General features: G+C 63.1%; 12 protein-coding genes and 1 pseudogene. 12 read left to right on the forward strand and 1 reads right to left on the reverse strand.

From position 1 onward, the window contains the following. The 5 genes and pseudogenes from AC1DX0_RS25210 to AC1DX0_RS25230 all read left to right on the forward strand — a co-directional run. A pseudogene (locus AC1DX0_RS25210) lies at positions 1 to 156 on the forward strand (AbrB/MazE/SpoVT family DNA-binding domain-containing protein); the annotation flags it as partial. Further along, entirely contained in the window at positions 134 to 553 is a 420-nt protein-coding gene (locus AC1DX0_RS25215; protein WP_477221705.1) for a type II toxin-antitoxin system VapC family toxin, read from the forward strand. The pseudogene AC1DX0_RS25210 and the gene AC1DX0_RS25215, both read left to right, overlap by 23 nt. A gap of 27 nt (positions 554 to 580) precedes the next feature. Then, entirely contained in the window at positions 581 to 1,201 is a 621-nt protein-coding gene (gene ruvA, locus AC1DX0_RS25220; protein ID WP_477357216.1) for a Holliday junction branch migration protein RuvA, read from the forward strand. A gap of 43 nt (positions 1,202 to 1,244) precedes the next feature. After that, complete coding sequence (gene ruvB, locus AC1DX0_RS25225) at positions 1,245 to 2,282, forward strand: Holliday junction branch migration DNA helicase RuvB (RefSeq protein WP_477357218.1); 1,038 nt, start codon at positions 1,245 to 1,247, stop codon at positions 2,280 to 2,282. Between the two features lie 151 nt (positions 2,283 to 2,433). Then, a complete protein-coding gene (locus AC1DX0_RS25230; protein ID WP_477357220.1) occupies positions 2,434 to 3,330 on the forward strand; it encodes a metallophosphoesterase in 897 nt (298 codons plus the stop codon). 15 nt (positions 3,331 to 3,345) lie between these two features. On the opposite strand, the gene AC1DX0_RS25235 is transcribed toward AC1DX0_RS25230, so the two are convergent. Next, on the reverse strand, positions 3,346 to 4,596 hold the full coding sequence (locus AC1DX0_RS25235) for a glycoside hydrolase family 5 protein (RefSeq protein WP_477221709.1): 1,251 nt from the start codon (positions 4,594 to 4,596) through the stop codon (positions 3,346 to 3,348). Between the two features lie 56 nt (positions 4,597 to 4,652). Between AC1DX0_RS25235 and ybgC the strand changes: the two genes are divergently transcribed. From ybgC to tolB, 7 genes are all read left to right on the forward strand, one after another. Continuing rightward, complete coding sequence (gene ybgC, locus AC1DX0_RS25240) at positions 4,653 to 5,135, forward strand: tol-pal system-associated acyl-CoA thioesterase (protein WP_477221710.1); 483 nt, start codon at positions 4,653 to 4,655, stop codon at positions 5,133 to 5,135. A gap of 57 nt (positions 5,136 to 5,192) precedes the next feature. Continuing rightward, positions 5,193 to 5,468, forward strand: coding sequence for a type II toxin-antitoxin system ParD family antitoxin (locus tag AC1DX0_RS25245; RefSeq protein ID WP_477221711.1), 276 nt, complete (start codon positions 5,193 to 5,195; stop codon positions 5,466 to 5,468). Then, on the forward strand, positions 5,458 to 5,772 hold the full coding sequence (locus tag AC1DX0_RS25250) for a type II toxin-antitoxin system RelE/ParE family toxin (RefSeq protein ID WP_477221712.1): 315 nt from the start codon (positions 5,458 to 5,460) through the stop codon (positions 5,770 to 5,772). Before AC1DX0_RS25245 ends, AC1DX0_RS25250 begins: the two co-directional genes overlap by 11 nt. Positions 5,773 to 6,042: 270 nt before the next feature. Beyond that, positions 6,043 to 6,753: a protein TolQ gene (gene tolQ / locus AC1DX0_RS25255; protein WP_477357222.1), complete on the forward strand. Its 711-nt coding sequence runs from the start codon at positions 6,043 to 6,045 to the stop codon at positions 6,751 to 6,753. Between the two features lie 11 nt (positions 6,754 to 6,764). Further along, a complete protein-coding gene (gene tolR, locus AC1DX0_RS25260) occupies positions 6,765 to 7,217 on the forward strand; it encodes a protein TolR (RefSeq protein WP_477221713.1) in 453 nt (150 codons plus the stop codon). Positions 7,218 to 7,224: 7 nt separating this feature from the next. Next, the gene (locus AC1DX0_RS25265; RefSeq protein WP_477221714.1) at positions 7,225 to 8,382 is read left to right on the forward strand and encodes an energy transducer TonB family protein; all 1,158 of its coding nucleotides are present in this window, start codon (positions 7,225 to 7,227) and stop codon (positions 8,380 to 8,382) included. Between the two features lie 39 nt (positions 8,383 to 8,421). Continuing rightward, a partial coding sequence (gene tolB / locus AC1DX0_RS25270) for a Tol-Pal system beta propeller repeat protein TolB (RefSeq protein WP_477357224.1) occupies positions 8,422 to 9,420 on the forward strand: 999 nt, incomplete at its 3' end.

The following is a 9,420-nucleotide window of genomic DNA, read 5'->3' on the forward strand; positions in this document are numbered from 1 at the left end:
GTTGCCGTCAACGAGAATCTCTCCCAGGAGGAGAAATTGCGCAGGTTCCACGATGTCCTCGACCGGATGGAGGGGACGTTGGATCTGGGAGGCATGACCACCGATCAGTACATGGAGTGGTTGAGGGGGCCGCGTGAAGATCTCGACGTTGATTGACACAAATGTCCTGATCGACGTCTGGGGACCGGCCGGGCCGCTGAAAGAATGGTCGGCATCGGCGATCGCCTCCTGCCGCCGCGATGGTGCCTTGGTGCTAAATACAATCATCTGGTCCGAGCTCGCGCCGCTGATCTCCACGGAGACGGCACTTCGAAAAGCCGTCGACATGCTCGAGATGGACCGCGAACTTGTACCCTGGGACGCTGCATTCCTTGCCGGCGTCACACATTCCCGCTATCGCCGGGCTGGTGGCGTTAGGGAAAGAACCTTGCCTGATTTCTTTATCGGCGCTCATGCGACTGTTGCCGGGCATCGTCTTTTGACACGCGACGCCGCGCGTTATCGCAGTTATTTCCCCGACCTCGACATCATCTCTCCGGAAACGCACCCATGAGGGCCCATCTTCCATGAAAGATCTGGCATGATCGGCAAACTCAAGGGCACGTTGGACGAGATCGACGAAGACCATTGTCTCGTCGACATCCACGGCGTCGGCTACGTCGCCTATTGCTCGGCGCGCACGCTGGCGGCACTGCCTTCGCCTGGCGAAGCGGTGGTGCTGTTCATCGAGACCTATGTGCGSGAGGAYATGCTGCGSCTCTATGGYTTCCAGTCGSWGCTKGAGCGCGARTGGTTYCGGYTGCTGATGAMCAACGTGCCAGGGGTCGGCGCCAAGGTGGCGCTGGCCATCCTGTCGACGCTGGCGCCKGCCGATCTCGCCAACGCCATTGCGCTGCGCGACATCGCCATGGTYTCCCGTGCACCCGGCGTCGGCAAGAAGGTGGCCGAGCGCATCGTCACCGAGTTGAAGAACAAGGCGCCGGCCTATGCGGGCACTGCCTCCGGTACCATCGGGCTTAAGCAGGAACTCGGTGACGGCGTGGCATCAGCGCCGATCACCGATGCCGTCTCGGCGCTGGTCAATCTCGGCTATTCGCGCGACACCGCCGCCAACGCGATAGCGGCGGCGCTGAAGACTGCGGGCGAGGATGCCGATGCCTCGAAGCTGATCCGCTTCGGGCTGAAGGAACTGGCGCGGTGAGGGCTCGCTTGCCCGGTCCTCTGCCTTATGCGAGGAAGGCCGCATGAGCCTGCCGCCCCGTCTCATTGCTCCGGAAAAACGCGGCGAGGATGCCGAGCAGACCTTGCGGCCGCAGACGCTTGACGATTTCGTCGGCCAGGCTGCGGTGCGGGCCAATCTCAAAGTCTTCATCGAGGCCGCCAAGGGCCGCAACGAGGCGCTCGACCATGTGCTGTTCGTCGGGCCGCCGGGGCTTGGCAAGACGACGCTCGCGCAGATCATGGCGCGCGAACTCGGCGTCAATTTCCGCTCGACTTCCGGGCCGGTCATCGCCAAGGCCGGCGATCTCGCGGCCCTGCTCACCAATCTCGAAGAAGGCGACGTGCTGTTCATCGACGAGATTCACCGGCTGARCCCKGCGGTSGAGGAAATCCTCTATCCSGCGATGGAGGATTTCCAGCTCGAYCTGATCATCGGCGAGGGACCGGCGGCGCGCTCGGTCAAGATCGACCTAGCCCGTTTCACGCTTGTCGCCGCCACCACGCGGCTTGGCTTGCTCACCAATCCGCTGCGCGATCGGTTCGGCATTCCGGTGCGGCTCAACTTCTACACGGTCGAGGAACTCGAGCAGATCGTGCGGCGCGGCGCCCGCATCCTGCAAATGCCGCTCGGCGACGACGGCGCGCTGGAGATCGCGCGMCGCGCSCGCGGCACGCCGCGCATCGCCGGCCGGYTGTTGCGCCGCGTGCGCGATTTCGCCTCGGTCGCCGGCGACGGTCATGTCGACCGTAAGATCGCCGATGAGGCGTTGACCCGGCTGGAGGTCGACGCGCTCGGCCTCGACGCGCTCGACCGCCGCTATCTCTCGATGATYGCSSGCAATTTCGGCGGYGGKCCGGTCGGYATCGAGACGATCGCCGCCGGCYTGTCCGAGCCGCGCGACGCCATCGAGGACATYATCGAGCCCTATCTGATCCAGCAGGGTTTCATCCAGCGCACGCCGCGCGGCCGCATGCTGACGGCCAATGCCTGGCGCCATCTCGGCCTCGATGCGCCGAAGGATCTGGCGCAGCAGCAGATCAACCTGTTCCAGGAAGAATAGCCCCCAAGCGATCGGGGATAAGCCGACGATCAAGGATATGTGACCCGTCCTGCACAAAATCTACGCGTCTTCGCCGATTTGCCGGCGTAATCGTGGATTTTATCGGACGCGCGCGGGGAACCGCTGCGATCGAAGGGCCGGGAGCCAATCCATGATAACCAGACGCGGGTTCCTGCGCTTCATCGGCGGGTCGTTCGTGACGGCCGCCGCGCTTGGCGCCTATGCCGTCGGCATCGAGCCGATGCTGCTGACGCATGTGAAGCGCTATGCGCTGACGCCGCCGCATTGGCCTGATGGCCTGAAGCTGCGGGTCGTCGCGCTCGCCGATATCCATGCCTGCCGGCCGTGGATGACACCGGAGCGGATAGCCTCGCTTGTCGAGGATGCCAATGCCCTGCAGCCGGATGTGATCGTTCTGCTTGGCGACTATATCGCCGGCATGCGCCTGGTGACAGGCGGGGTGACGCCATCGCAATGGGCGTCCGCTCTGTCGGGGCTCAAGGCCCCGCTCGGCGTGCTGTCGATCCTTGGCAACCATGACTGGTGGCACGACGGCTTCGCGCAGCGGGCCGGAGCCGGTCCAACCATAGCGCGCAAGGCCTTGGAGAAGGTCGGTATCCCGGTGCTGGAGAACGATGTCGTGCGCCTGGAAAAGGATGGGCACGGTGTGTGGCTCGCCGGGCTGGCCGACCAGCAGGCCCTGTTGCCGACCAAGGAGCGTCCCGGATTGACGGGGCTGGACGATCTCGACGGTACGCKGGCCAAGGTCAGCGACACCGCGCCGATCATCCTGCTCGCCCATGAGCCTGACATTTTTGCCACCGTGCCGTGGCGGGTGTCGCTGACCCTGTCGGGCCACACCCATGGCGGGCAGGTGCGGCTGTTCGGCTATTCGCCCGTCGTGCCGTCGCGTTTCGGCAATCGCTACGCCTATGGCCATGTCGTCGAGAACGATCGCAACCTGATCGTCTCGGGCGGCCTTGGCTTCAGCATCATGCCGGTTCGTTTTGGGATGCGACCCGAAATCCTGCAGATCGACCTCGGCTGATCTGAAGAATAGCTCTCAGTAAAGTGACCGGATCACGTCCATCACATCGGGTTCGGCCTTGTCGCCGTTGAATGCGTCGACGATGCCGAAGGCGCCGCCATAGCTCCACACCGACCATGAGAAGCCGTGCGCCTCGGCGCGGGCGGCCATATCCTTGACATAGGCGGCGCGGTATTCGGCGGGCATCACATAGGCATTGCCGTATTCCTGGCGGATCATGCCGAACTCGCCCAGCGTGATGTTTTCCGGCTTGATGCCGTTGGCCTTCGCCCATGCATCAACTTTCGTGAACGGCGCATCCATCAGGCCAAGCAGCTTGTCGGGGCTGTCCATGCTGGCGACCTGCTCGTCGAGATAGGCAAGCAGGCCGCTCTGCCGTGTCCAGGGCGCCTCGGCCTTGATCCGGGCGCGAATCGTGTCGAGCGTCACATCGAGCTGCGCCTTCGGCACCGCGGTCAGCGGATAGGGCAGGCCGGTCACATAGGGGATGAAGTCGCCGGCCCAGGTCGCGCCCTGATGGGTGAGCAGGAAGGGATCGTAGGAGTGGAAAGTCCAGATGACATTGTCGTCGGGGATCGCCTTGGGATCGATCTTTTCCAACGACGAGGCGGCGGAATAGCAGGCGCCGGTCAGCACCAGCGTCAGTTTTGTCGCCGAGGAACGGGCCGCGGCGAACAATTTCTGCTGGCGGTCCGGCCACAGGCTGGTGCCGTCGCTGTCGCAATCGACGATCGGTTCGTTCATCAGTTCGAAGGCGACTTGTCTGGGATCTTCGCCAGCCAAAGTGCGACCCATCTTGCGCACCATGTCGACGTAGAGGTCGAAGGTCTGCGGATCGTCCATCACCTCAGCCATGCCGATCTTGCGGCTGCCGCCGGCCGGGATCAGATGCATGTCGACGATCACCTTCAGGCCGGCGCGGTTGATCATGCGCACTGAATCCAGCACGCTGGCATAGAGGTCATCACGCAACGCTGTTGTCTGGTCGGACAGGAAGAGCGAGGGGTCGACAGGCATGCGCAGGAAATCGAAGCCCGCTTCCTTGAGTGCCTTGAGATCGTCCTCCTTGAGGAACTTTCGCCATTCCGGATAGGGCAAGATCGCCTTGGCGTCGCCCCATTTGTCCTCGCTTGGCCAGGTGACCCACTGGTCGAGATTAAGGCCGCGCTTCATCGAGAATGTCGCCGCCTGGCTGGGCCACGCCAAAGCCAACAGCACAAGCAGCGCCGCCATCAAACCCTTGATCATCGCCGTCAACAGTGCCATCCGATGCCATGTCACGTGAGGACAGGTGCCTCGTCGAGACCGAAAAAGGAAGCGCAATGGGCGATCATGGTGAATCGGCGACGCTGCTGGCCGGGCTTTCCGGCGCACTGACGACGTTCGGCCACCGGCTGATGGCGCGGGTCTATTATGCCGACACCGATTTCTCGGGCGTCGTCTACCACGCGCGCTATCTCGAATTCCTCGAGCGTGGCCGCTCCGACTATCTCAGGCTCACCGGCGTGCATCACACGGAACTCGCCGACGGTAAGCATGGCGAGAAGATCGTGTGGGTGGTGCGCCGCATGGAGATCGACTTCCGCATCCCCGCCCGCATCGACGACATCCTGACCGTCGACACCCGCACCGACAGCATTTCCGGCGCGCGCATTTTCATGGCGCAGCAGCTCAAGCGCGGCGACGAGGTGCTGGTTGAGGCCAGGGTCGAGGCGGCGATCATCGGCGAGAATGGCCGGCCAAGACGCTTTCCCAAGGAATGGGTGGCAGCCTTTATGCCCAAGTCTCATGCTTCAGCTGATTAAAGTGGTATGACAGTGTCATACATTGTGCTATTTGGGAGGACAAGGAAACAAATCGCCATGAGAACCAGCAAGCCCATAAGCGTGACGCTCGGACGCCAGCAGAGCAGCGTCGACACTCGCTTGGCGTCGGGAGCGTACGAATCCGCGAGCGAAGTCATGCGTGCCGCGCTTCGCGCCCTTGACCGCGAGGAGCAGGTCATCACCGCCATTATGCGGGCCAAGGTGCAGGAAGCTCTCGACGATCCGCGCCCGGACATCTCGGCCGAAGACGTGTTCAAGGCATTGCGCGAGCACCATGCGGACCGCATGAAGGCCGCCAAGCGTGACGCATAAGGTCGTCTTCAGACCCTCGGCGCGGTCCGACCTCTTTGCCATTTACAACTACATCGAAAAGGAAAGCAGCGCCGCGCGTGCCGGGGGCTACATCGACCGCATCGAGGCGGCGTGCATGGCGCTATCCACGTTCCCGGAACGTGGCATCGTTCGCGAAGCCATCGGACCTGGGATTCGGGTCGTCGGCTTTGAACGGCGCGTGTCGATCCTGTTCCGGGTCGACGAAGAGCAGGTGCTCATCCTGCGTGTCCTCTATGGCGGGCAGGATTACCCCACCCACCACGTGGACGAAACCGACTCCTAACAACATCGGCACAAATCTTATGCCTGTGCCCCACTGCCGGGCGCGGCAATGCGCCGCGCCTTATCTACTAACCCATCCTTAACCATAACGGTTCATGAAGAGATTGGCGAAGATTGGCGCGATCCTGCGCCTTCCTTTCACCAATATTTGCCCCGAAAAGGCCGCTAACGGCACAGTTTGGGGTTGTTCCGGTAGCTTCGTGCGAACCGACCACAAGGGATGCCATGGGCCAGCCGCCAGCYWTGCCCGGAAAATCTTAAGGACGTAACGATGGAAAATATCGCACTCGCCGATCCGGGCGCGCAATTGTCGRTTTGGKCGYTGTTCCTTTCGGCCAGCTGGGTGGTCAAGCTGGTCATGATCGGCTTGCTCTGCGCCTCGGTCTGGACCTGGGCGATCATCGTCGACAAGCTCGTCTCCTATGGCCGCATGCGGCTGGCGCTCAACCGGTTCGAGCAGGTCTTCTGGTCGGGGCAGTCGCTGGAGGAGCTCTACCGCACGCTCGCCGACCGCAAGACATCAGGCATGGGCGCCATTTTCGTCGCCGCCATGCGCGAGTGGAAGAAGAGCTTCGAGAAGGGCGCCAAGACGCCACTCGGGCTGCAGACCCGCATCGACAAGGCGATGGACCTGGCGCTGACCCGCGAGATGGAGAAGCTGGAGGGGCGCCTCGGCTTCCTCGCCACCACCGGTTCGGCCGCCCCCTTCATCGGCCTGTTTGGCACGGTCATCGGCATCATGACCTCGTTCCAGGCCATTGCCGGTTCCAAGAACACCAGCCTGGCGGTGGTTGCGCCCGGTATCGCCGAGGCGCTGCTGGCGACGGCCATCGGCCTGCTCGCCGCCATCCCGGCGGTCATCGCCTATAACAAGCTGTCATCGGATGCGAGCAAGATCGCTGTGCGCATGGAAGGGTTCTCCGACGAGTTCTCCGCCATACTCTCGCGCCAAATCGATGAAAAAGTCGCGCCGAAGGCCTGAGGAGTAACGAGATGGGTATGTCCGTAGGCATGGGAGGACGCGGCGGGCGCGGCCACCGGCGGCGCGGTCGTCACCACGCATTGATGTCGGAAATCAACGTCACGCCGATGGTCGACGTGATGCTGGTGCTGCTGATCATCTTCATGGTCGCGGCGCCGATGCTGACGGTCGGCGTGCCGATCGACCTGCCTGACACGCAGGCCAAGGCGATGAATGCCGACACGCAGCCGATCACCGTCTCGATCGATGCCTCCGGCAAGATTTTTCTCCAGGAAACCGAAATTCCGATCGATGAGCTGGTGGCCAAGCTGCAGGCTATCTCGAAGACCGGCTATGAAGAGCGCATCTTCATCCGTGGCGACAAGTCCACCGACTATGGCACTGCGATGAAGGTCATGGCCCGCATTTCGGCGGCTGGTTACAAGAATATCGGTCTGGTTTCACTGCAGGAACAGGATCAGTAGACGCGCGATGAAGACCGGCCTCACCACATCGGTGATCTTGCATACGGCGGCGCTGACCTTCGGCCTGTTCACGCTGACGGCGCCGGCCGCGCTTCCGTCCGCCGATGCCGAGTCGGTCGCGGTCGAGATCGTGCCGATGGAAGCCATTGCGCAGACGCTGCAGGGTGACAAGAAGGCCGTGATGCATGAAAAGCCGGCGCCGTTGCCGACGCAGCGCCCGGATATCGTGCCGGCTTCGCAGAAGGTCGGCGAAAACAGCGTCGACACCGACAAGCCGATAACGCCGGAAGCCAAGCCGAAGCCCGTCGATACGACCTCGGCCCCACCACCCGCGCCGACCCCAAAGGAAACACCGAAGACCGAGGACGTGCCAAAGCCGCAGGAAAAGCCGAAGCCCATTCCGGCGACGGAAGTGGCGCCGGCACCGACGCCCAAGGAAGAGGTCAAGCCTGAGCCGGTCAAGCAGACCGAGCCCAAGCCGACGCCGGCCAAGCCAGCGCCGACCCCGCCGCCACAGGACAAGACCGCTGCCATCGATCCGACGCCCGAGGTCAAGCCGGATGCCGTCGCTGAGGCCATAGCCAAGGATCCGCCCACCGAAGAGACGCAATTGCCGAGTTCGGCGCCGGCGCCGGAAGCGCGGCCGAAGCCGCAGCCGGCACAGGCTGAAAGCGCAAAGGCGCCGGACCGCAAGGATGCCGAAAAGCCGGTCAAGGAAGCGTCGTCGAAGCCGAAGTCCGACGACAAGCAGTTCAACGCCAACGAGATCTCCGCACTCCTCGACAAGCAGAAGCCGTCGGGCGGTGGCGCCAAGCGCTCGACGCAGCAGGCGTCGCTCGGTGGCGACAAGGATCAGGGCCAGAAGCTGTCGAAGTCGGAGCAGGGCGCGCTGGAGAGTCAGTTGGGCGGTTGCTGGACCTTGCCGGTCGGGCTGGAAGGTTCGGAGGATTTCGTCGTCGTCGTGCGCTTCAACCTGGACAACTCCGGCAAGCTCGATGGTCGACCGTCCGTCGAAAAGTCGAGCGGTAACCGGCAGTTCGATGAAAGCGCGGTGCGCGCGGTTCAGAAATGCGACGTGGCTGGCCTGCAGGTTCCTGCCGGCAAGCAGGACATCTGGAACGACATAAGGGTCACCTTCGACCCAAGGGAGATGCTGGGCCTCTAGGCCCTGACATCCGAAAATCAGTATGAGAAGCGAGAAGACATGAAATCAATCCTCAAGCCGCTCCTGATGATCGCAGCAATGGCGATGGGCATGACCACTGTCGGCACGCTGCCGGCGCTGGCGCTCGTCGAGCTCAACGTCAACAAGGGCAATGTCGAGCCGCTGCCGATCGCCATCACGGATTTCCAGGGCGGCGATGCACTTGGCGCCCAGATTTCCCAGATCGTCACCGCTGATCTGAAGCGCTCCGGGCTGTTCGCGCCGATCGACAAGAGCGCCTTCATCGAAAAGATAACGAACCCGGACGCCGCGCCTCGCTTCGACGACTGGAAAGTGATCAACGCCCAGGCGCTGGTCACCGGCAGTGTCAGCAAGGAGGCCGATGGACGCATCCGTGCGCAGTACCGGCTTTGGGACACTTTCGCCGGACAGCAGATGGCGGGCGAGCAGTTCTTCGCCAACGACGCCAATCAGCGCCGCGTTGCCCACATCATCGCCGACGCGATCTATGAGCGGCTGACCGGCGAGAAGGGCTATTTCGACACGCGTGTCGTCTTCATCGACGAGTCCGGCGCCAAGAACGCGCGCAAGAAGCGCCTGGCCATCATGGACCAGGACGGCGCCAACGTCCGCTACCTCTCGGATGGCAAGTCGATCGTACTGACCCCGCGTTTCTCGCCGAACCGGCAGGAAATCACTTACATGTCCTACGAAAGCGGCCAGCCGCGGGTCTATCTCCTGCAGATCGAGACCGGGCAGCGCGAACTGGTCGGCAATTTCCCCGGCATGACGTTTGCGCCGCGCTTCTCGCCCGACGGCCAGAAGGTGATCATGAGCCTGCTGCGCGACGACGGCAATTCCAACATCTTCGCCATGGACCTGCGCAGCCGCTCGACGACGCGGCTGACCAACTCGACCGCCATCGACACCTCGCCCTCTTATTCGCCYGACGGCAGCAAGGTGGTGTTCACCTCCGACCGCGGCGGCCGTGCGCAGATCTATGTCATGGGCGCCGACGGCTCGGGCCAGACCCGCATC

This window comes from Mesorhizobium sp. P3_A9, assembly GCF_056402975.1.

What these genes read in the sequence shown, in the direction of transcription:
- ybgC (WP_477221710.1), top strand. Translation starts at nt 4,653, where the DNA reads ATGGGCGATCATGGTGAATCGGCGACGCTGCTGGCCGGGCTTTCCGGC.
- AC1DX0_RS25245 (WP_477221711.1), top strand. Translation starts at nt 5,193, where the DNA reads ATGAGAACCAGCAAGCCCATAAGCGTGACGCTCGGACGCCAGCAGAGC.
- AC1DX0_RS25235 (WP_477221709.1), bottom strand. Translation starts at nt 4,596, where the DNA reads ATGGCACTGTTGACGGCGATGATCAAGGGTTTGATGGCGGCGCTGCTT.
- tolR (WP_477221713.1), top strand. Translation starts at nt 6,765, where the DNA reads ATGGGTATGTCCGTAGGCATGGGAGGACGCGGCGGGCGCGGCCACCGG.
- AC1DX0_RS25265 (WP_477221714.1), top strand. Translation starts at nt 7,225, where the DNA reads ATGAAGACCGGCCTCACCACATCGGTGATCTTGCATACGGCGGCGCTG.